Source organism: Pseudomonas sp. FP1740, assembly GCF_030687165.1.
GTDB lineage: Bacteria > Pseudomonadota > Gammaproteobacteria > Pseudomonadales > Pseudomonadaceae > Aquipseudomonas.
In genome coordinates this window covers 1,347,297-1,370,797 of sequence record NZ_CP117461.1, presented here as the reverse complement: position 1 = coordinate 1,370,797, position 23,501 = coordinate 1,347,297, and the positions used below count along the sequence as shown (strand labels likewise).

General features: G+C 59.9%; 13 protein-coding genes, 2 tRNA genes and 1 pseudogene. 11 read left to right on the top strand and 5 right to left on the bottom strand.

Annotated elements, in window-relative coordinates; translation table 11 throughout:
* The first annotated feature begins 213 nt into the window (after window positions 1-213).
* The 4 genes from PSH69_RS05895 to PSH69_RS05880 all read left to right on the top strand — a co-directional run bounded on the left by PSH69_RS05895 (window position 214) and on the right by PSH69_RS05880 (window position 4,804).
* A tRNA-Met gene (locus PSH69_RS05895) sits at window positions 214-290 on the top strand.
* A 221-nt stretch (window positions 291-511) separates the two neighbouring features.
* Window positions 512-588, top strand: a tRNA-Met gene (locus PSH69_RS05890).
* Window positions 589-866: 278 nt separating this feature from the next.
* Window positions 867-3,509: a bifunctional lysylphosphatidylglycerol flippase/synthetase MprF gene (mprF, locus tag PSH69_RS05885; RefSeq protein ID WP_305411354.1), complete on the top strand. Its 2,643-nt coding sequence runs from the start codon at window positions 867-869 to the stop codon at window positions 3,507-3,509.
* Window positions 3,509-4,804, top strand: a complete 1,296-nt coding sequence (locus tag PSH69_RS05880) for a virulence factor family protein (RefSeq protein WP_305411353.1) — start codon at window positions 3,509-3,511, stop codon at window positions 4,802-4,804. Before mprF ends, PSH69_RS05880 begins: the two co-directional genes overlap by 1 nt.
* A 437-nt stretch (window positions 4,805-5,241) precedes the next feature.
* Here the strand turns inward: PSH69_RS05880 and PSH69_RS30215 are convergent.
* The 3 genes and pseudogenes from PSH69_RS30215 to PSH69_RS05865 form a co-directional block, all read right to left on the bottom strand.
* Window positions 5,242-5,382, bottom strand: a pseudogene (locus PSH69_RS30215) (enoyl-CoA hydratase); the annotation flags it as partial.
* 132 nt (window positions 5,383-5,514) lie between these two features.
* Complete coding sequence (locus PSH69_RS05870; protein ID WP_305411351.1) at window positions 5,515-6,450, bottom strand: iron-sulfur-binding ferredoxin reductase; 936 nt, start codon at window positions 6,448-6,450, stop codon at window positions 5,515-5,517.
* On the bottom strand, window positions 6,443-7,549 hold the full coding sequence (locus PSH69_RS05865) for a GGDEF domain-containing protein (protein ID WP_305411349.1): 1,107 nt from the start codon (window positions 7,547-7,549) through the stop codon (window positions 6,443-6,445). Before PSH69_RS05865 ends, PSH69_RS05870 begins: the two co-directional genes overlap by 8 nt.
* Before the next feature lie 490 nt (window positions 7,550-8,039).
* Here PSH69_RS05865 and PSH69_RS05860 point away from each other — a divergent pair, with 490 nt between their 5' ends.
* The 3 genes from PSH69_RS05860 to PSH69_RS05850 all read left to right on the top strand — a co-directional run bounded on the left by PSH69_RS05860 (window position 8,040) and on the right by PSH69_RS05850 (window position 17,068).
* The gene (locus PSH69_RS05860) at window positions 8,040-9,563 is read left to right on the top strand and encodes a fumarate hydratase (protein ID WP_305411348.1); all 1,524 of its coding nucleotides are present in this window, start codon (window positions 8,040-8,042) and stop codon (window positions 9,561-9,563) included.
* Between the two features lie 234 nt (window positions 9,564-9,797).
* A complete protein-coding gene (locus PSH69_RS05855) occupies window positions 9,798-14,306 on the top strand; it encodes a SpvB/TcaC N-terminal domain-containing protein (protein WP_305411347.1) in 4,509 nt (1,502 codons plus the stop codon).
* Window positions 14,303-17,068, top strand: coding sequence for an RHS repeat domain-containing protein (locus tag PSH69_RS05850; RefSeq protein ID WP_370695229.1), 2,766 nt, complete (start codon window positions 14,303-14,305; stop codon window positions 17,066-17,068). The genes PSH69_RS05855 and PSH69_RS05850 overlap by 4 nt, the downstream gene beginning before the upstream one ends.
* Before the next feature lie 143 nt (window positions 17,069-17,211).
* Here PSH69_RS05850 and PSH69_RS05845 read toward each other — a convergent pair whose 3' ends face one another.
* Window positions 17,212-17,415, bottom strand: a complete 204-nt coding sequence (locus PSH69_RS05845; protein ID WP_305411344.1) for a hypothetical protein — start codon at window positions 17,413-17,415, stop codon at window positions 17,212-17,214.
* 113 nt (window positions 17,416-17,528) lie between these two features.
* Between PSH69_RS05845 and PSH69_RS05840 the strand changes: the two genes are divergently transcribed.
* The 3 genes from PSH69_RS05840 (at window position 17,529) to PSH69_RS05830 (ending at window position 22,227) form a co-directional block, all read left to right on the top strand.
* Complete coding sequence (locus PSH69_RS05840) at window positions 17,529-19,289, top strand: ATP-binding protein (protein ID WP_305411343.1); 1,761 nt, start codon at window positions 17,529-17,531, stop codon at window positions 19,287-19,289.
* Window positions 19,289-20,623, top strand: a complete 1,335-nt coding sequence (locus tag PSH69_RS05835; RefSeq protein WP_305411342.1) for a sigma-54 dependent transcriptional regulator — start codon at window positions 19,289-19,291, stop codon at window positions 20,621-20,623. Before PSH69_RS05840 ends, PSH69_RS05835 begins: the two co-directional genes overlap by 1 nt.
* A gap of 284 nt (window positions 20,624-20,907) precedes the next feature.
* Complete coding sequence (locus PSH69_RS05830) at window positions 20,908-22,227, top strand: MFS transporter (protein ID WP_018926549.1); 1,320 nt, start codon at window positions 20,908-20,910, stop codon at window positions 22,225-22,227.
* A gap of 66 nt (window positions 22,228-22,293) precedes the next feature.
* Here the strand turns inward: PSH69_RS05830 and PSH69_RS05825 are convergent, their stop codons facing one another.
* Window positions 22,294-23,049: a hypothetical protein gene (locus tag PSH69_RS05825; protein ID WP_305411341.1), complete on the bottom strand. Its 756-nt coding sequence runs from the start codon at window positions 23,047-23,049 to the stop codon at window positions 22,294-22,296.
* A 206-nt stretch (window positions 23,050-23,255) separates the two neighbouring features.
* Here PSH69_RS05825 and PSH69_RS05820 point away from each other — a divergent pair, with 206 nt between their 5' ends.
* Complete coding sequence (locus tag PSH69_RS05820) at window positions 23,256-23,447, top strand: hypothetical protein (protein WP_096480976.1); 192 nt, start codon at window positions 23,256-23,258, stop codon at window positions 23,445-23,447.
* Window positions 23,448-23,501 lie beyond the last annotated feature (54 nt).

The window sequence follows — 23,501 nt, the reverse complement described above, 5'->3', positions numbered from 1 at the left end:
CTGAATCTTCTTTTCAAGCGGTAGGAAAAGTACCGGAGGAATTTATTTTCTCAATCGAAAGCCACCTACCGATAGAGCCAAAAGCCTTGCCCTGCCTGCGTTTCAGCCCGATCCACGCCCCCTGTTTTCACCTAAGCGATTGAACAGGAACAGATTTTACCGAGATTGAAGGTTGACAGCCCGGCGATCCTCTGTAGAATGCCGACACACAGACGCGGGATGGAGCAGTCTGGTAGCTCGTCGGGCTCATAACCCGAAGGTCGTCGGTTCAAATCCGGCTCCCGCAACCAAACATCGAAAAAGGCTACTCGAAAGAGTGGCCTTTTTTGTGCGCGCCTGTTTTATAAAAAATCAGCATTTCATGTTTTACCGAGCAGAAACTAGAAATCCTTCTGATTCCGAAACTTAGCGTTCCTCGGCGACCGTTCAGCGCTGATTCTGGTTTATTTGACCCATACTTGGATTAACGGTTGACACTCCGGCATTCGCCTGTAGAATGCCGCCACACAGACGCGGGATGGAGCAGTCTGGTAGCTCGTCGGGCTCATAACCCGAAGGTCGTCGGTTCAAATCCGGCTCCCGCAACCAAACATCAAAAAAGGCTACTCGAAAGAGTGGCCTTTTTTGTATCTGTTGAAAAAGTCCTTTCGCAACAATGATCTGTCACTGTGCAGTGAGCCGTTCAGGGTCGCCAGACTGTGAGTTCAGACCTAGGCTGAACCGCAAGGAAAACCCTCGACGACTGGTGATGCGCCATCGCCGATACCCGGTGAGACGCGTTAATATTTGTGATTATTTTTTTCTACAGGGATTGGTAACTTGGCTGGATACCCCCATCCTGTCGCGCACAATCCAAGAGGTGATTGATGCGCGCCAACTCGTCTGATCCACAAGACACCGTCACAGCGACACAACCGATCAAAGCCGAGCGTCTGCGCTTGCTGGATCGAATCAGCAAATACCGTCAACCCATCGGTCTGGCGGTCACGTTGCTGTTGTTCGCCATCGCGCTGATTGCCTGTCGTCACCTGCTGAGCGAACTCGATCTGTATGCGCTGCATGACTCGATCCTGGATGTGCCGAGACCGGCCTTGCTGGGAGCGTTAGGCGCGACCGTCGTCGGCTTCATCATTCTGCTGGGTTACGAATGGTCGGCCAGCCGTTATGCCGGCGTGACACTGGCGCCGCGAGTCGTGGCGCTAGGGGGCTTCACTGCTTTCGCCATCGGCAATGCCATCGGCCTGTCGCTGCTGTCGGGGGGCTCGGTTCGCTACCGTCTATATGCACGGCATGGCGTGGGGGCTTCGGAAGTCGCGCACATGACGCTGTTTGCCAGCCTCTCGCTCGGCTGCGCCCTCCCGCCCCTGGCCGCCCTCGCCACCCTCAGCAACCTGCCAGCCGCCTCGCTGGCCCTGGGTTTCTCCGAGACGTTGCTGGGTGCGATTGCAGTGGCCGTGCTGCTGCTCACCTCGGTACTGGCCATCGGTATCTACCGCCGTCGCTTGCCGGAACAGCCTTACCCGGACAACCTGCTGGTCAAGGTCGGCCGCCGCACCTTGCGCCTGCCGGGCCGCCGTCTGACCTTCCTGCAACTGGTCATCACCGCCCTGGACGTGGCCGCCGCCGCGACAGTGCTCTATCTGTTACTGCCCGAAGCGCCACCTTTCGGTGCGTTCCTGCTGGTCTATCTATTGGCCCTGGCTGCCGGCGTGCTCAGCCATGTACCCGGCGGTGTCGGGGTGTTCGAAGCGATTTTGCTGGCGGCCTTCGCCGATAAGCTCGGTGCCGCGCCACTGGCTGCCGCCCTGCTGCTCTACCGCCTGATCTACGTGATCTTGCCGCTGCTGGTGGCTTGCATACTGCTGCTGATCAACGAAGGCCAGCGCCTGTTTCAGACACGCCAGACACTACGCGCCGCCTCAGGCCTGGCCGCACCGATTCTGGCGGTGCTGGTGTTCCTGTCCGGCGTGGTGCTGCTGTTCTCCGGCGTGACACCGGAGATCGATACCCGTCTTGAACACATCGGTTTTCTGATCCCCCATCGACTGGTCGACGCCTCGCACTTCGGCGCCAGCCTGGTGGGCGTGCTCTGCCTGCTGCTGGCTCAGGGCTTGCGTCGCCGCCTGTCGGCCGCGTGGATGCTGACCACCATTCTGTTGTTGGTCGGCGCCGTGCTCTCTCTGCTCAAAGGCTTCGACTGGGAAGAAGCCAGCCTGATGACCCTGACGGCAAGTTTGCTGGGGGTTTTCCGGCGTTCGTTCTACCGTCCCAGCCGCCTGACCGAGCTGCCGTTTTCGCCGCTGTATCTGGTGTCGAGTCTTTGCGTACTCGGCGCATCGATCTGGTTGCTGCTGTTCGCCTATCAGGACGTTCCGTACAGCCATCAACTCTGGTGGCAGTTCACCCTCGACGCCGATGCCCCGCGAGGCTTGCGCTCGTTGCTCGGTGCCGCGGTCCTGCTGGTGGTGGTGTCCCTGACCTGGCTGCTGCGCACCGCGCGTCCGGTGATCCACCTGCCAACCTCCGATGAACTGGAGCGGGCGGCAAAGATCCTCATGGCATCGTCCCAACCGGATGGCGGCCTGGCCCTGACCGGTGACAAGGCGCTGCTGTTTCACCCCAACGACGAGGCGTTCCTGATGTACGCCCGCCGTGGCCGCAGCCTGGTAGCCTTGTATGACCCGATTGGCCCGACCCAGCAGCGGGCGGAGATGATCTGGCAGTTCCGTGACCTGTGCGATATCCATCACGCCCGCCCTGTGTTTTATCAAGTGCGTGCCGAGAACCTGCCGTACTACATGGACATCGGCCTGACCGCGATCAAGCTCGGCGAAGAAGCCCGGGTCGACCTCAAGCGTTTCGATCTCGAAGCCAAAGGCAAAGAGATGAAGGACCTGCGCTACACCTGGAACCGTGGCACCCGTGACGGGCTGTCGCTGGAGATCCATGAGCCAGGGCAAGCGCCGATGGACGAGCTCAAGGTGATTTCCGATGCCTGGCTGACCGGCAAGAATGTGCGCGAGAAAGGCTTCTCGCTCGGGCGTTTCAGCGATGACTACCTCAAGCACTTCCGTGTCGCGGTGATTCGTTTCGAAGGGCGCCCGGTGGCGTTCGCCAACCTGCTCGAGACCTACGGCCATGAACTGGCCAGCCTCGACCTGATGCGCGCGCACCCCGACGCCCCTAAGCTGACCATGGAATTCATGATGGTCGGCCTGATTCAACATTATAAAAATCATGGATACGCGCGCTTCAGCCTGGGCATGGTGCCGTTGTCGGGGTTGCAACCCCGGCGTGGCGCACCACTGACCCAGCGCCTGGGCTCGATGGTGTTCCGCCGTGGTGAGCAGCTGTACAACTTCCAAGGTTTGCGCCGCTTCAAAGACAAGTTCCAGCCTGACTGGGAACCCCGTTATATGGCCGTGCCCGCCGGACTCGATCCGCTGGTGGCCCTGGCCGACACTGCCGCCCTGATTGCGGGCGGCTTGACTGGATTGGTGAAACGCTGATGATTCAACGCTCCCTGCGGTACGTACTGGCCACACTGGTAGTGCTGGCCCTGATTGTCGGTGGCGGTTACTGGTACCTCAAACGCCCGGCGCCCGAACCGACCCTTGAACTGCTAACGCCGGCCGATGGCGCCGTGATGACCCGCGTCATCCCCGGCACCACGCCGCGCGCGCAGGTGCTGGTGGCGGTCAATGAAGAACAGAAGCTCAGCGACAAACAATTGATGACCCTGAGCCGCAGCGGCTCGGCGCAGATCGTCCAGGTGATCCTGCCCAAGGACTGCATCCTGCAAAGTCGCGCCCTGCAAGCAGGTCTCAGAGAACTCAAAGGCCCGGCAACCCTGGTCAGCGGCATCGGCCCTGGCGCCGTGCTGGCGTGGCGCTGGCTGGCCGAGCAGAAGAACGACAAGGCCCAGGCCATTTCGGTTGACCTGGCCCTGGAAAAACCCGGTTGCACGCACCTGCTGCCAAAAAGCGCCGCCCACGGTCACTGGCTGGTGGCCTGGAACGACAACCCGGACGACACCAGCGCCGGCTTCGTGCGTGACCAGCCCAACGCCGAAACCAGCATCAGCGACTACGACATCAACCTGCCGCAAGTGCTGAACAACGAACTGCGCAAAACCCTCGTCGGTGGCGATAAAGCCGCCGGAGGCCTGCAGATCCCGGTGGTCGAAGTGCCGGCCGGCCAGGCCAAGGACACCGTGACCCTGTTCCTCTCCGGCGACGGCGGCTGGCGCGACCTGGACCGCGACGTGGCCGGCGAGATGGCCAAGATCGGCTACCCGGTGGTCGGCATCGACACCCTTCGCTACTACTGGCAGCACAAGAGCCCGGAACAAAGCGCCCTGGACCTGACCGAACTGATGCAACACTACCGGCAGAAATGGGGCACCAAGCGCTTCATCCTGACCGGCTACTCATTCGGCGCCGACGTTCTGCCAGCCATCTACAACCGTCTGCCGGAAGCCGAACAGCAGCGGGTCGACGCAATCATCCTGCTGGCCTTCGCCCGCACCGGCAGCTTCGAGATCGAAGTCGAAGGCTGGCTCGGCAACGCCGGCAAAGAAGCCGCCACCGGCCCGGAAATGGCCAAGCTGCCGCCGGCGAAAGTGGTGTGCATCTACGGCGAGGAAGAAGTCGACGAGAGCGGCTGCACCGACAAGACCGCCGTGGGCGAAGCGATGAAACTGCCTGGCGGCCATCACTTCGACGAGAACTACCCGGCGTTGGCGCAGCGATTGGTGGATGCCATCGTGAAGCGTCAAGCGAAGGAGACGGCGGCTCAGGAGTGATCTGAGTCCCCGTGTCTAGTCCTGAAATAGGTTTACACCTGTTTCACCCTCAAAACGCCCGATGCACCGCATCGGGCGTTTTGCATTTCAACGATAGGTGCGGACGTTTGCTGTTGTAGATGCTTATCGACTCGTCGACCATTCGAATCGCCTCGGAAAAACAAAAGCCCCGCCATGTGAATGGCGGGGCTTTTTTCTGTCTGTGGTGATCGTTCCCACGCTCTGCGTGGGAATGCAGCCCGGGACGCTCTGCGTCCCAAAAACCGAACGCGGAGCGTCCGTTGAGGCATTCCCACGCAGAGCGTGGGAACGATCGGTTAGTGTTTGCTGATAAACGCTGACAACGCCGCCATCGCTTCCGGCGAGCGCAACCGCTGGGTGAACAACGCGCCCTCTTCTTCTATGACCTGGCGCAGCTGTTCCCGGTCCGGCGCTTCCTCGGGATCGCTGTCGGCAAGTCGTAACCCCTCCGCCAGCTGGCTGTACATGGCGCGGGTCAGGGCGTTTTTCTTTTCGGGGCGGTTGAGGCGCAGGGTCAGTAAACCGCGCTCACGTTCAAACTGGATGGCGTCGGGCATGGCGTGTCCTGATCTGAGAGGATCAACTGTGGCGAGGGAGCTTGCTCCCGCTTGAGTGCGCAGCGCTCACAAACTTTTGGGGCCGCTACGCAGCCCAGCGGGAGCAAGCTCCCTCGCCACAAAAATCAGCACTCAACCATGGGGTACAAAGACATCCGCCAGCAGTTGATTGCGCGGCAAACCCGCCAGGTACAGGCGCCGGGCAAAGGCGTCGACGCTGTCGGGTGCTCCGCAGACTAAGGCCAGGGTTTGCCGGGAAACAAGGCGCAGTTGCGCCAAAGCCACGGGCAACTCAGCCGCCGTCCACAGCTCGACATTAAGGTTTTCACGGCCCTCGGCCATGGCTTGCAGGGGTTTGGCCAGATAATGCTCACTGACATCATGGGCCAGGTGAATGACACGGATGGCGCCCTGGTGATGCTGACGCAAGGCTTCGCGCAAGATGCCGAACAACGGCCCCAGACCGGTGCCGGCCGCCAGCAACCACAGCGGGCGGGTGTGCCAGTCCGGATCGTAATGCAGCGCCCCGCCGCGCAACTCGCCGAGGCGGATCGGATCGCCGATTTTCAAGCGACGCGCCGCGTCACTGAACTCCCCCGGTTGACGGCAATCGAGGTGGAACTCCAGAAAGCGGTCTTCTTCCGGCAGGCTGGCCAGGGAATACGGCCGCGCCACCTGCCCCGCCCACAACACCAGATGCTGCCCCGCCTGATAGCGCAACGGGCGCTCGCTGCTCAGGCGCAAGCGCAACACGCTGGCGCTCAGCCAATCGCTGGCGACCACTTGCGCGGCAAGACCATCGCGCAGCGGGTCAAAGGTTTCGACTTGCAGATCGTCAACCACCTGGCACTGACAGGCCAACCGCCAGCCCTGTTGGCGCTGTTCATTGCTCAAGGCATCGGGACGGCTGTCGCTGGGCAGGCCCTCGACACATTTGACCAGGCACGCGTGGCAACTGCCGGCGCGGCAGCTATAGGGTACCGGCACGCCGTTTTGATTGAGGGCATCGAGCAGGTTACTGCCCGCCTCCACTGCCCATTGGCGTTCGCCGACCCGTAACTCAGGCATCGACATTCTCCCAGGCGGCCGCGCAACGGTTACGGCCGTCACGCTTGGCGCGGTACAGCGCCTGATCGGCGCAATGCAAGGCGTGATCCAGATCATCGCCAAGTTCCAACAAGGTCATGCCCGCCGACAGGCTGAGGTGGGCGATCTCCAGGCCGACCAATTCGACATCCATGAAGGCTATGCGCAAGCGCTCGCAACAGGCCGTCAGGCGCTCGGCATCGCAATCGGGCAACAGCACCACGAATTCTTCACCGCCATAACGGGCCAGAATATCGCCATCGCGCAGGCAGGCCGTGGCCACTCCGGCGAACGCTTGCAGCACCTGATCGCCGGCAGCGTGGCCATGAACATCGTTGATGCGTTTGAAGTGGTCGAGGTCGATCAGCGCCAGGCCATGCACCACACCGACTTCCATGGCGTTCAGCTCGCGGGAGGCCAGGCGCAGGAAATGCCGGCGGTTGAACAGCCCGGTGAGTTCGTCGGTCGCCACCAGGCCTTCGAGCTGGCGCATCATCCCGCGCAGGGTGTCTTGATGCGCCTGCAAGGCGAACCGCCGCTGCCGCATACGCTGGCGCGACACCTGGACGTAACGGGCATAGAGCACCAGCCAGCCGAGTACCACAAACAGCACGCACACCTGCAACAGGGCCTGCGTCGGGTCGTGCAGCTTGAAGTGGTAAAGCTCCCATAACGTGATGGCGCTGAAACTGAAAAACACCAGCAACGCGCAACGCACAAAAGCAATACGCGACAGATGAAACAGCCCGAACAACAGGATCAGCAGGTAAAACACCAGAAACGCACCGCGCGCCTCGTCCAGATGGGCGATCAGCCAGGATTGCCAACCCAGCCCCAGCAGTATTTGCACTTCGGTCAGGCTGGGGTCGGAACAGCGCAGGTTCGTGCCGCTGTAAAACACCGCGAACAACACGACCTGGCTGAACACCGTCAACACGCTGCCGATCACCATGCCGGCAAGGGAGTCGTCGTAATGGCCGGTGAAAAACGCCAGCCACACCAGCAGCAAGGCCAGGGCATAAGTGCCGGCCGCAAGGGCAAAGCGTTTGAGCAAAAGCCGCTGGATGGCGTTATGGGTCAATCGTTGATTCACCGTGCGAAAGGAGGCTGATCGAGTGTCCTACTCTACAGGCCGGATGCCACTTTAGTGGCGAGTCTGATAAATGACCATTCAATTTTTAGGGCGAAATTCTGGCGTCAAACCCATGACTTGGGTTCCGGACAACCTGTGGCGAGGGAGCTTGCTCCCGCTGGGCTGCGCAGCGGCCCCCTGCATTCTTTCGATAGATCGCGATTGCAGGGTTTACGACTGCTTCGCAGCCGAACGGGACGGTGCGGCGATCCGACAAGCTTCCTCGCCACAAAAGCCCTTCTATCCATGTGTGGGCGGTATGCGACCAACGTTTGACTGTCAACGGATGTACCCGCCTTTGATGCGCGGTATACTGCCGCGCCTTTTTAGCGTCGCGCCAGCATGCCCGGCGTGCCTTGAAAGGTGTCTGCGACCGACCGATGCACCCAAGCCGCAGGCACCTTATTGAATGTTCCCGTCTTTTAGAGGAGCGCGACTCATGACCGTGATCAAGCAAGACGACCTGATTCAGAGCGTTGCCGACGCCCTGCAATTCATTTCCTACTACCACCCCGTGGATTTCATCCAGGCGATGCACGAGGCCTACCTGCGTGAAGAATCGCCGGCAGCCCGCGATTCCATGGCGCAGATTCTGATCAACTCGCGCATGTGCGCCACCGGCCACCGCCCGATCTGCCAGGACACCGGTATCGTCACCGTGTTCGTGCGCGTGGGCATGGACGTTCGTTGGGATGGCGCCACCATGGGCCTGGACGACATGATCAACGAAGGCGTGCGCCGGGCTTACAACCTGCCGGAAAACGTCCTGCGTGCCTCGATCCTCGCCGACCCGGCGGGCGCTCGTAAAAACACCAAGGACAACACCCCGGCCGTTATCCACTACTCCATCGTTCCGGGTAACACCGTGGAAGTGGATGTGGCGGCCAAGGGCGGCGGTTCCGAGAACAAGTCGAAAATGGCCATGCTCAACCCGTCCGACTCGATCGTCGACTGGGTTTTGAAAACCGTTCCGGAAATGGGCGCCGGCTGGTGCCCACCAGGCATGCTCGGCATCGGCATCGGCGGCACCGCCGAGAAAGCCGCCGTGATGGCCAAGGAAGTGTTGATGGAATCCATCGACATTCACGAGCTGAAAGCACGCGGCCCGCAGAATCGTATCGAAGAGATGCGCCTGGAGCTGTTCGAGAAGGTCAACCAACTGGGCATCGGTGCCCAGGGCCTGGGCGGTTTGACCACCGTGCTCGACGTGAAGATCATGGATTACCCGACCCACGCCGCGTCCCTGCCGGTGTGCATGATCCCGAACTGCGCCGCCACCCGTCACGCGCACTTCGTGCTCGACGGTTCCGGCCCGGCCTCGCTGGAAGCGCCACCGTTGGACGCCTACCCGGAAATCGTCTGGGAAGCCGGCCCGTCGGCCCGTCGCGTCAACCTCGACACCCTGACGCCGGAAGAAGTGCAGAGCTGGAAGCCGGGCGAAACCGTCCTGCTCAACGGCAAGATGCTCACCGGCCGCGACGCCGCGCACAAGCGCATGGTCGAGATGCTGAACAAGGGTGAAACCCTGCCGGTGGACCTGAAAGGTCGCTTCATCTACTACGTCGGCCCGGTTGATCCGGTGCGCGAAGAAGTGGTTGGCCCGGCTGGCCCGACTACCGCCACGCGGATGGACAAGTTCACCCGTCAGATCCTCGAGCAAACCGGCCTGCTGGGCATGATCGGCAAATCCGAGCGCGGCCCGACCGCAATCGAAGCGATCAAGGACCACAAAGCCGTTTACCTGATGGCAGTCGGCGGCGCGGCTTACCTGGTGGCGCAAGCGATCAAGAAATCCCGCGTGGTGGCATTCGCCGAACTGGGGATGGAAGCGATCTACGAGTTCGACGTGAAAGACATGCCGGTCACCGTTGCGGTGGACAGCAAGGGTGAGTCGGTACACATCACAGGCCCTGCGATCTGGCAGCAGAAGATCAGTGAAAGCCTGGCGGTGGAAGTGCAGTAAGCGCTTCAGTTTGCCAATGCGGCCGGCTCGTCTGTATGGACGAGCCGGCTTTTTTTTGCTTGCGAATAATGCCAACGGCATTAAAAGCTGTGTAGCTACAACTATTTGATCTACCAAAACCCTTCAAACCTGTCAGATCTGACAGGTTACGTAGCGTTCCTGCTTTGTTAGCGTCTGATCCATCCAGCGACACCGTTGCCAGGGCTAGCGCCAGGCCAAAACAGGATCAGCCCCATGGAACAGCAAGCGCCCCTGAGTATCACTGAACCCTCTATCGCCAAGAGTGCTTCGATCGCCACCATCGGCAAAAGCTGGGGCAAGGTGGGTCCGACGGGAGCCGCTTCATTTGTATTGCCTCTGCCTATTTCGTCTGGCCGTGGCTGGGATCCTCAGCTCTCGCTGAGCTACAGCAGCCAGTCCGGAAACGGTATCTTCGGTCTTTGCTGGCAGGTGGACCTCCCGGCCATCACCCGCCAGACCACCAAGGGCGTGCCGCGTTATCTGGGCAATGACGTGTTCCTCAACACTGCGGGCGAAGAACTGATGCCCGAGCGTGATGACGAGGGCAACATCAAGGCCAGGGACGTAAGCGAATACCGCGGCCAAACCATCGGCAACCATAAGGTAGTGCGGTATCGGCCGCGGGTCGAACAGACGTTCGAGCTCATCGAATTCTGGTATTCCGACGTCACGCCAGAGGGTTTCTGGTTGGTGCATGGAGCCGACGGCAGCCTGCACCTTTTCGGCAAAGACCACAGCTCCCGCGTGGCCGACCCGCAAGCGCCACTCCGTGTGGCAGCGTGGCTGCTGCAGGAAAGCATGAACGCCCATGGCGAACACATCTGCTACGAGTACCTGTCAGAGGAACAGAACGAGCTTCCTGACCCGCATGACTACCGGGCCCAGCGATATTTGCATCGGGTGCTCTATGGCAATGTTGACGCAAGCGACCAGTTGTACGGCTGGAGTGTCTTGAGGCCGGCACCACCTGTATGGCTCTTTCACCTGGTATTCGATTACGGCGAACGCACGCTGGAACTGGCTGAAAAACCGGTTTATGACGGCGCGACACTCAAGCCGTGGTTGGTCCGTAACGACCCGTTTTCGTCCTATGGGCGAGGCTTTGAAGTGGGCACTCGGCGCCTCTGCCGGCAAGTGCTGATGTTCCACAATTTTCCGGAACTGGGTGATAAACCGGTGCTGGTGCGCCGCTTGCTGCTGGAGTACTCGGGCAATACCGGGCTCTGGTCCTACAGTCAAATCACAGCGGCGCATTATCAGGCGTATGACGCCAGCGGCGCCGTGGAAACCATGCCGCCGATGGAGTTCGATTATTCGGCTTTCGAACTCAATACACAGCCAATACCGTTCTTCCCGTTCGACACCCAGCCTGGTATCGAAGACGGGCAGTTCTATCAATGCGTCGACTTGTTCGGTGAAGGCCTGCCGGGATTTCTGTGCCGCTATGACCAGTGCTGGTACTACCGGGAACCGTTGCGTGACAAGGCCGGCGGTGGTGGTGATCGCATCAGCTATGGCCCGTGGACAGCGCTCGAAAAAATCCCGGTGGCCGACCAGAACAAGCAAGTGCATCAGGCCTTGATGGACCTGACCGGCGACGGTCGTCTGGACTGGGTCATCGCTCAACCCGGAATGTGCGGTTTTTGTACGCTGAACCCGGACAGGACCTGGTCAGACTTCATTCCGTTTACAGCGTTTGCGCTGGAGTTTTTCCACACCCTTTCACAATTGGGTGACTTCAACGGCGATGGGCTCAGTTCTCTGGCGATGATCGGTCCCAACGCTGTACGCCTTTACGCCAACCAGCGTGATCGATTTGCCAGCCCCGAGGAAGTCACTCATGAGCCGCTGGATGACCGTTTGCCGTCGTTCAGCGACTCCCGCAGTGAGCTGGTGTTTCTGGGCAACCTGCTGGGCAGCGACATGACCGATTTGTGCCGCATTCGCCACGACGAAATCAAATGCTGGCCGAACCATGGGCACGGAACATTCGGTACGGGTTTTGTCATCAAGGGCCCGACCTTCGATTACGCGACTTTCGACGCGGCGCGGGTGCGCATCGCCGACGTGAACGGCTCGGGCGCCCCTGCGCTGATCTATCTGAACTCGGATGACTTCTGCATTTACCTCAACCAGGGCGGCAATGGGTTTGCGACAGACCCGATCACTGTCCTTTGGCCCGAAGGCGTGCGCTACGACAACCTGTGCCAGGTCTCGCTCGCCGACCTGCAAGGGCTCGGTTGCGCCAGCCTGATCCTGACCGTGCCGCACATGAAACCCCGGCACTGGCGCTATGATTTTGTCGGCGCCAAACCGTATTTGATGATCGCCAGCAACAACAACATGGGGTGCCGCACGGAGGTGGTGTACCGCAGTTCCGCGCAGGAATGGCTGGATGAAAAACAGCGAATTCTCGACCTCAATCAACACGCCGTTTCATACCTGCCTTTCGCTTTGCAGGTCGTCAGCCAACAAACCCAGCTCGACGAAATCACCGGCAATTGCCTGAATCAGTCTTTCAGCTATTTCGAGGCCTGGTACGACAATCAGGACCGGGAATTCCGCGGCTTCGGGCGGCTGCACCAGACCGACAGCGAAACCGCTTCGGATGAAGACGAAAGCTTCACCGAACCGGCATTGGTTTGCACCTGGTTTCATACCGGCAAACAGATCGACAGGTCTTGCGACGGTTACTTCGATCGTGACGATGATGCGCACCCGTTGGGCGAAACGCTGTTTTGTCGATACCACCCGAGCGACGAATGCGAAGAACTCATCGAGCCTGCCGATGAGGCCATGGCCCACGCCATCGCGCGTGCCCTCGCCGGCTCGGTGCTGAGAGTGGAAACCTACGCGGAAAATGACCCGGCCACTCCTTACCTGGTTGAGCAGTCCCGCTACATCGTTCGCCAAGTGTGTGAGCGTGGCGAACACCATCCCGACGCGGTGTTGATGGTGTCGTTGCTGGAAACCATCACGTACAACTATGAACGCTTCATCGACGACCCATTGTGCCGCCATGTCATTAACTTGAAACGGGAAGAGTTCGGGTTGACGACCCACAGCATCACGGTCAGTTATGCCCGGCGCAGGACCGAGGAGGATGAACCGCCCTTTACCGATATCGATGAAAGGACATGGTGGATTGATGCCCACGATCGGGCCCAACAGTTCTACTACTTGAGCGAAACCCTCGCCAGTTTCATTCACTTGCTCGACCCGCAAGGCTGGCGGCTCGGCCTGCCTTATCAACAACGCGGCAATGCGCTGGTATTGCCCAAGAAATCGGAAGCTGGAGGCCTTGATCCCAAGGAGATTTGTTATGGACAGTTTCTCAAGCTGTTCGCATCAGCCGAATGGGCGGCTGTACGGGAACTGACTTCGCAATCGGTGCAACGCTACGTCACGACGACCAACGACGAGTTGCCGGATGGCGATGCCCAATTCGAGGCATTGGCAGGGCCAATGGAAATCGCTCAGTTGGACAAGAAAGCGCTGGAGGTCTACGACGACGTAACGCCTGCGATCGATATCCGGGCAGAACTTGAGAAGATTGGTTATCTGTCCATGAAGCTGTTTCTGGGCACCGACGAAGAGGCCGACAAAGAAGAGGACAAACAGAAAAATCTTTGGTCCGCGCTCTACAACTTTGCCGAGTATGCAGGCCTCGATCGCTTCTACCGGGTGATTGAATACAACGAAACCCGCAGCCATGGTGTGACCAAAGCGACATACGACGCTTACTGTCTCGCGCCCCTCAGCGTCGAGCAGCCGGATGGCTGCACCACTCGCGTCGAGTACGATTACCACTTACTGCTAGCGCTGCGCACCACTGATGCCAACGACAACGTTGAAGAGGCCCTTTACGATCCCTCTGGTCCGCACACCGTCACCTATCACGGAACAGAAAACGGTGTTCCCGCCGGCTTCCTGCCCATCGACAAATACAACCGTCCTGAAGATGCCAGCCCCGACACGGCTATCAAATACCCCAAGGAAGCGCTGCAAAACGCGGCGAGCACCTTTCGCAAGGACCTCTTCAGCTGGATGGGCCAGCTCCAAGGCTCCGTGGGGCAGACATCGGAGTGGCTGGATGACTGGATCACGCAAGGTTACGTGTTGCCCAGCCTGCACATACGTGCCAGTGCCCGCCTGCGCCTGGCCCGACTCAAGACCCGGACACCGGCAGAACAAGCGTTGTGGGACCTGCTGGTCAGCGTCCCTCGCATTCCGGTGCACAGCGTCGCTTTGAGCGCTGATCGCGACTTTTACGATGAAGAACCCTCGCAAATCCAGATCACCCTCAGCTTGGTCGATGGCTTCGGCCGCCCCTTGCAAACCCAGCAACAGGTCGAGCCTGGTGATGCCTATGTCGTGGAAAAAGGCAAACTGGCGATCGTAAACGGCAAGCCAGCAGTTGCACACGCCGAGCGTCGCTGGCGCATCAGCGAGCGCGTGGAATACAACAACAAAGGACTGCCGGTACGAACCTATCGTCCCTATTTCGCCAATGCTTACGGCTACATCAACGACGATTGCCTCAAGGAATTCGGCCATCACGATAAAAGTTTCTACGATGTGTTGGGGCGCCTTATCAAGGTCATCAACGCCAAAGGGGATATCGCGCTGGAAAAAATCCACCCCTGGTTCACAACCAAGCTGGATTTTAATGACACCTACGTCGCGCCAGACACGAAAGGATTCAAGGCGGACAAGCAATGATGAGTACTGTCGACCGCAATACACCGTCAATAACGTCCCATGATGCGCGAAGCCTGCCAGTACGCCAGATTGCCTACCTGTGCAATGTGGCAGGTGGCACTGTGAAACCTTTGATTACCCGGCTACGCCATGACGTTATCGGGCAGCCGGTGGAACAACGGGACCCGCGACTGGCCGATGCTCCCAAACCCAACCTGGCCACGGTTTACGGCCTGACCGGACAATCGGTCAAGGTCGACAGCGTCGATGCCGGCGTGCGGATAATCCTGGCGGGGCTGGCCGGTGAAACCCTCCAGCACTGGGATGAACGCGGCAACCATTGGCGCACCACTTACGACAACCAGCTGCGTGTGCTGACGCTTGAAGAGCATGGTCAGGGCCCAGTCGAAGCCAACATCTACGCCGATGTATCGGCTGATCCCGCCCACAACTTGCGTGGCCAGTTGATCAAGCAAGTCGACCCCTCAGGCGAACTTGAGATCAAGAGTTTCAGCCTGCACGGCCAACCGCTGCGTGACAGACGAACCCTCAGCGAGGCCGGGACCTTCACCAGCAGCCGAACCTACAGCCCGCTCGGCGCGGTGCTGACCCAGACGGATGCCGGCGAACATCAGCAACGGATGCGCTACGACATTAGCGGGCAACTGCGTCAGGTACACCTGCGACTCGAACCCACGGCGGCCTGGACGCCCGTTCTTGAAGACACCCGATACAACGCCGCCGGCCAGATCATTGAGCAAAAAGCCAGCAACCAGGTGGTCAGCACCCGGACATACGACGAGGCCGATGGCCGTCTCAACAGCATGAGCGCCGGTGTACCCGGGCAGGCCCCGCTGCAGTTCTTTGAATACCTTTACGACCGGGTCGGTAACGTGTTGCGCATCGACGACCTCGCGTTCAAACCGGTGTTCTTCAAAAACCAGCTCATCGATGGCCACCGCGAATTCACCTACAACTCGCTGTACCGGCTGACCAGCGCCACCGGGCATGATGCTGTCCCGAGCTCTGACTTGCCGGGTCGCCCCTCGCCGAGCGACCCGAAAAACCACATCAATTACAAACAGATTTACACGTACGACCACGGCAACAATCTGATCAAGTTGACCCATGAGCGTGCAGTGGGTGGTTACACCCACCAGATGTACATCGACCCGAACAGCAATCGTGGCGTGCGCTGGAAACCGGGTGATCCGCCACCGGAATTCGACAAGTTGTTCGACCGCCATGGCAATCTCCTGGCCTCGGCCCCGGGAAGACCCCTGCACTGGAACAGCCGCGATCAACTGGCCAGCGCAACGCTGGTTGAACGTGACGACCCCAACGATGTAGAAGTCTTTCGCTACAGCCAGGGTGTACGGGTGTTCAAACACCATGAATGGCAAGCCTCGACCCTCACCCATTTTCATCGAGTGATCTACTTGCCGGGGCTGGAAATCCGCACCCGCGACAACGGCGAGGAACTGCACGTCATTACCGTGCCGGGCGGACGAGGCAGCGTGCGTTGCCTGCATTGGGTCAGCGGCAAACCTGAAGCAATCGATAAGGATCAGTTGCGCTACAGCCTCGATGATCACTTGGGCTCCAGTGTGATGGAACTGGATCAAAACGCGCGGATAGTCAGTCACGAGGGCTATTACCCGTTCGGCGGCACCGCCTGGCTGATAGCAAGCTCTGCGCTGGAGGTCAGTTATAAAACCATCCGCTATTCAGGCAAGGAAATGGATGAATGCGGGCTGTGTTACTACGGCGCCCGTTATTACGCGCCGTGGTTGTGGCGCTGGGTGAGTGCCGATCCGGCGGGGGTGGTGGATGGGTTGAATCTGTATGCGTTTGTCGGAAGCAACCCGCTGCGCTATGTGGATCCTGAAGGGGGATCCCTTGCAGAACGTGAGATTCTCGACTATTCGGCTTTCATTTCCGCCGTGGGTGGCCACGCCGATCGTACTCTCGGGCAAATCGACAACATCATTCATCAGAAGAACATCAAAAGAAATCTGGCGGTTAATTTTGCATCAGAAGTAGTCAACGGGATTGCCGGCTATGAGGCTGGACTTTTAGGTACCGAACTGGCGAGTAATGTTCTTCCGAGCGTCGCTTATACACTCCAGTTCCTGGACCCCAACGCGTTGATCGGTGGCAACGTTGCCGGGGATGTTGCCGGCGCGATGACCGCGCCGGTAACAAACAGGTTGCCGGGGATGGGCCCGCTCATACCGCAAACCTCGACAATTTCCGTTGAAGCGATCGATCGCTCGCTGGGTATCTCTGAATCCGTTAAAAAACAAATCAATAGCTGGAGAGATCTGAAGGATCAGGTTGTCCATCCAGCGCTCAATAAAGTCCTCAATCCTGATTTCATGATGAACAGGGTGATGTCCTCGTGGATATCGATCATTCCCGGCACGATCAATAGTTTCGCCCGGGCTATGGAAGCCGAAGACATCAAGAACCGGCTCGATCCGGTCAAGGTTGGCAAGATCGAAACGATGCTCGCTGATTGGAAAGGTGCTGTCGAACAACGTTGGGAAGGTGCACAAGCGGCTTTCGATGCATTGGGCACAGACGTTATCAATCCCGGGGGCATGCTTCCCAAGCAGCCGATTCCCCGATCGGGGTTGCAAGAGGCAACCCGAAAAACTCTCGATTACATCAATCGTGCTCAAAAAGGCATGGCCCAATACAAAGAGCAGGGCACCACGGACAATCAGTTTTTATTGCGCCAATCCCGTGCGGTCTCTCGAAATACAAAAAGGGCTGCGTGAACAATGACTGACATTGTTTCTGGCAGAACCCCGGACCTGACAGCCACTGATGCAAGAGGCCTGCCCATTCGCTAGGTGGCTTACCTGCGCACGGAGACCAGCGGTGACGTTGAATCAAAATACAGGAACATGAACCTCAGTTCTCACAAGCCGCAATTGAAACTCACGAAAGAGGCCACGACCTTGGCGGCCAGCGAAATACTGAAGGCGACCCTGGCGCACATGCCTTCGGAAGCGGTGAGCGCGATGAGCAGTGGCGTAGGCATTGCGATGGGAAGGCCTTGAAGGATAAGACCAACGAGAGCGTTGGCCTGCTGGGCGATCTGCTGCAGAAGGTTCAGGCCCATGGAAAAGGTCATCGGGTCGCGGCGTAAACCATCGTGTTTACGCCATGTGGCGCTGCCCACACAGGGCGCGCATGTTATGGTGCGCGCCCGTATCACTTCCTGTTTTCCACAGTATGCTGCCGACTTCTCGTACAGTGCGTATTTCCCTTTATACCTTGCTGATCCTCGCCGGAGCCGCAGTGGCGGCCGGTTTCGCCTTGCGCCACGCCGAACGCCAGGCGCTGGAAGAAGACGCCGCCCGCGCCAATCAGCAACTGGCGCTGTACGCCAATTCCCTGCATACCCTGATCGACCGCTACCGTGCCCTGCCCGCCGTGCTGGCGCTGGACCCGGAGTTGCGCGCCGCGCTCGATGGCCCGGTAACGCCTGAGCAGCAGGAAGCACTGAACCGCAAACTGGAAAAAATCAACGGTGCGGCGCAGTCCTCGACTCTGGAACTGCTCGACCGCACCGGCCTGGCCGTGGCCGCCAGCAATTGGCGTTTGCCCAGCAGTTATGTCGGCCACAACTACGGTTTTCGCCCCTACTTCAGCCAGACCCGCACCCAGGGCGCCGGGCGCTTTTATGCGGTAGGTGTCACCAGCGGCATTCCCGGTTACTTTCTCTCCAGTGCGGTGACCCGCGACAGCGGTGAGTTCCTCGGCGCCATGGTGGTGAAACTGGAATTTCCGGAACTGGAGCGCGAATGGCGTCAGGGCAGCGACACATTGCTGGTCAGCGATGCGCGCGGGATCATCTTCATTGCCAACCAGCCGGGCTGGCGCTATCGCCTGTTGAAACCGTTGAACGACAGCGATCACGCCGAGCTCAAGGCCACCCGGCAATACGACAAACAACCGCTGACACCGCTGGATTACCAATCGCTGCAGCGCTTTGACGACAACAGTGATCTGGCGCGCGTCGTCGGTCCTGACGGCACGGCAAACTACCTGTGGGAATCGCTGCCGCTAACCACTGAAGGCTGGACCTTGCACCTGCTGCGCCGCCCGCAAGTCGCCTTCGAAGACATCCGTAACGCCGCGCTCGCCGCCGCCGGGTTGTGGCTGGCGCTGGTGTTTCTGTTGCTGTTCCTTAATCAACGCTGGCGCCTGGCCAAAATGCGCCAACGCAGCCGCGAAGAACTCGAACAACTGGTGGAAGAACGCACCCGTGACCTGCGCACCGCTCAGGACGGACTGGTGCAATCGGCCAAACTCGCGGCGCTGGGGCAGATGTCCGCAGCGCTGGCCCATGAAATCAATCAGCCCCTGACCGCCCAGCGCATGCAGCTTGCTACGCTGAGGTTGCTACTCGATCACGGCCGGGTCGACGACGCCTACAAGGCGCTCAAACCGGTGGACGACATGCTCACGCGCATGGCCGCCCTCACCGGCCACCTGAAAACCTTCGCGCGCAAAAGCCCCAGCGGTTTGCGCGAACGGCTGGATCTGGCAGCGGTGGTGGATCAGGCCCTGCAATTGCTCGACGCGCGCCTGCGCGATGAACAGGTCAGCCTGGTGCTGCACCTGACTCGTCCGGCCTGGGTGCGTGGTGATGCGATTCGTCTGGAACAGGTGCTGATCAACCTGCTGCGCAACGCCCTGGACGCCATGCAGGGCAAACCCTGCAAGCGTCTGGAGATTCGTCTCGAAACCGATGAACAGCTATGGCGTCTGAGTGTGATCGACAACGGCGGCGGCATTGCCGAAGAACATTTGAGCCAGGTGTTCGATCCATTCTTCACCACCAAACCGGTGGGTGATGGCCTAGGCCTCGGGCTGGCCGTGTCCTTTGCCATCGTCCACGAAGCGGGCGGACGCCTGAGCGCCGATAATGGCGAGAAAGGCGCGGTGTTCACCCTGACGTTGCCCATCGATCTGGAGGTAGCTGCCTGATGCTCAACTCGGTGATGGTGGTCGATGACGAAAGCAGCATCCGCAGCGCCGTCGAACAGTGGCTGAGCCTGTCGGGGTTCGAGGTACAACTGTTCAGCCGTGCCGATGAATGCCTGGCGAAACTGCCGAAACACTTCCCCGGAGTGATTCTCAGCGATGTGCGCATGCCCGGCATGAGCGGGCTGGAGCTGCTGGCCGAAGTGCAGCGCCGCGACGCCGATTTGCCGGTGATCTTGCTGACCGGTCACGGCGATGTGCCGATGGCCGTCGAAGCGATGCGCGATGGCGCCTACGATTTCCTCGAAAAACCCTTCAGCCCGGAAACCCTGCTGAGCAGCCTGCGCCGGGCGCTGGACAAGCGCCGGCTGGTGCTGGAAAACCGTGCCCTGCACGAACAGGCCGACAATCGCGCCAAACTCGATGCCACACTGCTGGGGGTGTCCCGTGGTTTGCAGACACTGCGCCGGCAAGTGCTGGATCTGGCGACGCTGCCGGTCAATGTGCTGATCCGTGGCGAAACCGGCAGCGGCAAGGAACTGGTTGCCCGCTGCCTGCACGACTTCGGCCCCCGCGCCGACAAACCCTTTGTCGCGCTGAACTGCGCGGCGATTCCCGAGCAGTTGTTCGAGGCCGAACTGTTCGGCCATGAGAGCGGCGCGTTCACCGGCGCCCAGGGCAAACGCATCGGCAAGCTCGAATACGCCGACGGCGGCACGCTGTTTCTCGATGAAATCGAAAGCATGCCGCTGGCCCAGCAGGTGAAACTGCTGCGGGTGTTGCAGGAACAGAAGCTTGAGCGATTGGGCTCCAATCAGAGTATCCGCGTGGATTTGCGGGTCATCGCCGCGACCAAACCCGACTTGCTGGATGAAGCCCGGGCCGGGCGTTTTCGCGAGGACCTGGCGTATCGCTTGAACGTCGCCGAGCTGCGCCTGCCACCGTTGCGCGAGCGGCGTGAAGACATTCCACTGCTGTTCGAGTTCTTCGCCCAGAGTGCCGCCGAACGCCTTGGCCGTACCTTTCCACCGTTGAGCGGGCCGCAATTGAGCCATCTGCTGAGCCACGACTGGCCAGGCAATGTGCGCGAGCTGGCGAACGTCGCCGAGCGCCAGGTGCTGGGCCTCGGCGAACCGGAACCGGTGGGGATCGATCCCGGCCAGTCGCTGGCAGCGCAGGCGGAAGCCTTCGAAGCCCATTGCCTGCGCGCGGCTTTGACCCGGCACAAGGGCGATGTGAAAGCGGTGCTTGAAGAACTGCAACTGCCGCGCCGTACCTTCAATGAAAAGATGCAGCGGCATGGCTTGAGCCGAGAGATGTTTCTCGGCGAGTCATGATCGTTCCCACGCTCTGCGTGGGAATGCAGCCCGGGACGCTCTGCGTCCCAAAGCCGAACGCGGAGCGTCCGTAGAGGCATTCCCACGCAGAGCGTGGGAACGATCCCCCCGTCCGTGCGCGGAAATCCGCTTGTCGCCTTGCGTGCGATAAGCGGATTTCCGCTCAACAAAATCCACCACCCCCTCTAAACCGGCCCTCCTCCCCTTGGCACAGCTCCTGCTATAGCCCCTGCAGGCTGCGTTTAAACGCGCTCCACAAAAACAATTAAACGAAGGATCCTTCAATGGATAACTCCAACGCCCTGCCCCTTGGGTCGGCTGCCGTGCCGGCTAAAGAAAGAAGCACCGCCAGCCGGATCAAATCGATCTTCAGCGGCTCTGTCGGCAACATGGTCGAGTGGTATGACTGGTACGTCTACGCCGCCTTCTCCCTGTACTTCGCCAAAGTCTTCTTCCCCAAAGGCGACACCACCGCCCAACTGCTCAACACCGCCGCAATCTTCGCCGTGGGCTTCCTGATGCGCCCGATCGGCGGTTGGCTGATGGGCCTCTACGCTGACAAGGCCGGCCGTAAAGCCGCGCTCATGGCGTCGGTCTACCTGATGTGCTTCGGCTCGCTGCTGATCGCCCTGAGCCCGGGCTATGAAACCATCGGTATCGGCGCGCCGATCCTGCTGGTGTTCGCCCGCCTGCTACAAGGTTTGTCGGTGGGGGGTGAGTACGGCACCTCGGCAACGTACCTCAGCGAGATGGCGACCAAGGAACGTCGCGGCTTCTACTCCAGCTTCCAGTACGTGACGCTGATCTCCGGCCAGCTCATCGCCCTGGGTGTGCTGATCGTGCTGCAAAACTTCCTGACCACCGAAGAGCTGTACGCCTGGGGCTGGCGCATTCCGTTCGCCATCGGTGCGCTGTGTGCCGTGGTCGCGCTGTATCTGCGTCGCGGCATGGAAGAAACCGAGTCGTTCACCAAGAAAGAGAAAGCCCGAGAAAGCGCGATGCGCACCTTGCTGCGCCATCCCAAGGAACTGATGACCGTGGTCGGCCTGACCATGGGCGGCACGCTGGCGTTCTACACCTACACCACGTACATGCAGAAATACCTGGTGAACACCGTCGGCATGAGCATTTCCGACTCCACCACGATTTCCGCGGCCACGCTGTTTCTGTTCATGTGCCTGCAACCGATCATCGGCGGGCTGTCGGATAAAGTCGGTCGGCGGCCGATCCTGATTGCCTTCGGCATTCTCGGGACGCTGTTCACCGTACCGATCCTGACCACCCTGCACACCATCCAGAGCTGGTGGGGCGCGTTCTTCCTGATCATGGCGGCGCTGATCATCGTCAGCGGCTACACCTCGATCAACGCGGTGGTCAAAGCCGAACTGTTCCCCACCGAAATCCGCGCCCTGGGCGTCGGCCTGCCATACGCACTGACCGTGTCGATCTTCGGCGGCACCGCTGAATACATCGCGCTGTGGTTCAAGAGCATCGGCATGGAAACCGGTTACTACTGGTATGTCACGGCGTGCATCGCGGTGTCGTTGCTGGTGTACGTGACCATGAAAGACACCCGCAAGCATTCGCGGATCGAGACCGACTGACAGCAATATTGATAGTGGCTGTACCGTCCTCTTCGCAGGCAAGCCCGCGAAGAGGACGACTCAGTCTCAAGTCAACTCGGCCGCCGTCTGCTTCGCGTACTTGCCCTGCACGTAAGACGCCCCCGCAATCATCACCACCAGAATCCCCGCCAACACCAGCGACGAACCGATGGTGCCGAAATCCAGGCCACCCTTTGCATGGGGTTTGGTCAGGAAGTCGCCCAAGGTCGCGCCGAATGGTCGCGTCAGCACGAACGCCACCCAGAACAGCAGCACCGACGAAATCTTCGTGAAGTATTTCAACAGCACCACCAGCGCAATGGTCGAACCAATCAGCAGCGCACCACCGGCAAAACCCAGGCCCGAGTCGTCGGCCAGGTAATCGCCAAGCGCCGTGCCCAGGGTGTTGGAAAACAGAATCGCCATCCAATAGAACATCTCGCCCCGGAAGGTCTGGACCTTGGTGACGTTCAGCGAGTCGCCGCTCAAGCGCCAGGCCGCGAAAATCCCCAGCAGAATCGCAATCAGGATCATCGAACCCGTGGCGTAGCCCAATTCAAGGGTGCGGTCCATGAAGTCGGACATGGTGGTGCCAGCGGTGCTGGTCGACAGAATCACGATCCAGTACAGCACCGGCTTGTAGGTTTTGGACATCAACTGCGTGACCAGCGTCAGCACAAAGATACTGATCAGGATCAGCGAGCTGATGGCGTAACCGACATCAAGGGTCATCGACAACAAATCCCCCGCGGTTTCACCCAGGGTCGTTGCGCAGATTTTCATGACCCAGAACGCCAGGGTGATCTGAGGAAGTTTATTCATTCAAGGCAAGCTCCAGTTCGTGACGGTCGTTTCTTCGGTTTATTGACCGGTGCGCAGACTGGCGGTGGAGCGGTGAAAAATAGGTAAGTGCAGGATGAAAATTCTGTCACGCAGACAAGAGAGCCCGATTAATCGCTGGTTAATGCCCAGTACGCATCCTGCCCCCGTCTGATCAATTCATTGCGCTGTGCAAACTGGAGTTACCCATGAAAACCAAACTGATGCTCGTTCTGGCCCTCTCTGTGCTGGCCGCCAATACCTTCGCCGCCGATGGTTACGACCGCACCGGTTCCGCCGTCTTCACTGCACAAAGCAACGTCGCTGGCGATAGCCGCACCGACGCAGCCACAGTCGCTACCGACAGCGTCGATCGCACCGATGCAGCTCGCACCAACTGATCCCTGAGCGCACCACACAGCCCGGCTTTGGCCGGGCTTAGTCATTTCTGGAGC

Bases quoted from the DNA above. Each gene is read 5' to 3' on its own strand.
- PSH69_RS05840 (WP_305411343.1), top strand. From the start codon at position 17,529: ATGCTGCCGACTTCTCGTACAGTGCGTATTTCCCTTTATACCTTGCTG.
- PSH69_RS05880 (WP_305411353.1), top strand. From the start codon at position 3,509: ATGATTCAACGCTCCCTGCGGTACGTACTGGCCACACTGGTAGTGCTG.
- PSH69_RS05830 (WP_018926549.1), top strand. From the start codon at position 20,908: ATGGATAACTCCAACGCCCTGCCCCTTGGGTCGGCTGCCGTGCCGGCT.
- PSH69_RS05855 (WP_305411347.1), top strand. From the start codon at position 9,798: ATGGAACAGCAAGCGCCCCTGAGTATCACTGAACCCTCTATCGCCAAG.
- PSH69_RS05820 (WP_096480976.1), top strand. From the start codon at position 23,256: ATGAAAACCAAACTGATGCTCGTTCTGGCCCTCTCTGTGCTGGCCGCC.
- PSH69_RS05835 (WP_305411342.1), top strand. From the start codon at position 19,289: ATGCTCAACTCGGTGATGGTGGTCGATGACGAAAGCAGCATCCGCAGC.
- PSH69_RS05860 (WP_305411348.1), top strand. From the start codon at position 8,040: ATGACCGTGATCAAGCAAGACGACCTGATTCAGAGCGTTGCCGACGCC.
- mprF (WP_305411354.1), top strand. From the start codon at position 867: ATGCGCGCCAACTCGTCTGATCCACAAGACACCGTCACAGCGACACAA.
- PSH69_RS05845 (WP_305411344.1), bottom strand. From the start codon at position 17,415: ATGGGCCTGAACCTTCTGCAGCAGATCGCCCAGCAGGCCAACGCTCTC.
- PSH69_RS05870 (WP_305411351.1), bottom strand. From the start codon at position 6,450: ATGCCTGAGTTACGGGTCGGCGAACGCCAATGGGCAGTGGAGGCGGGC.
- PSH69_RS05850 (WP_370695229.1), top strand. From the start codon at position 14,303: ATGATGAGTACTGTCGACCGCAATACACCGTCAATAACGTCCCATGAT.
- PSH69_RS05825 (WP_305411341.1), bottom strand. From the start codon at position 23,049: ATGAATAAACTTCCTCAGATCACCCTGGCGTTCTGGGTCATGAAAATC.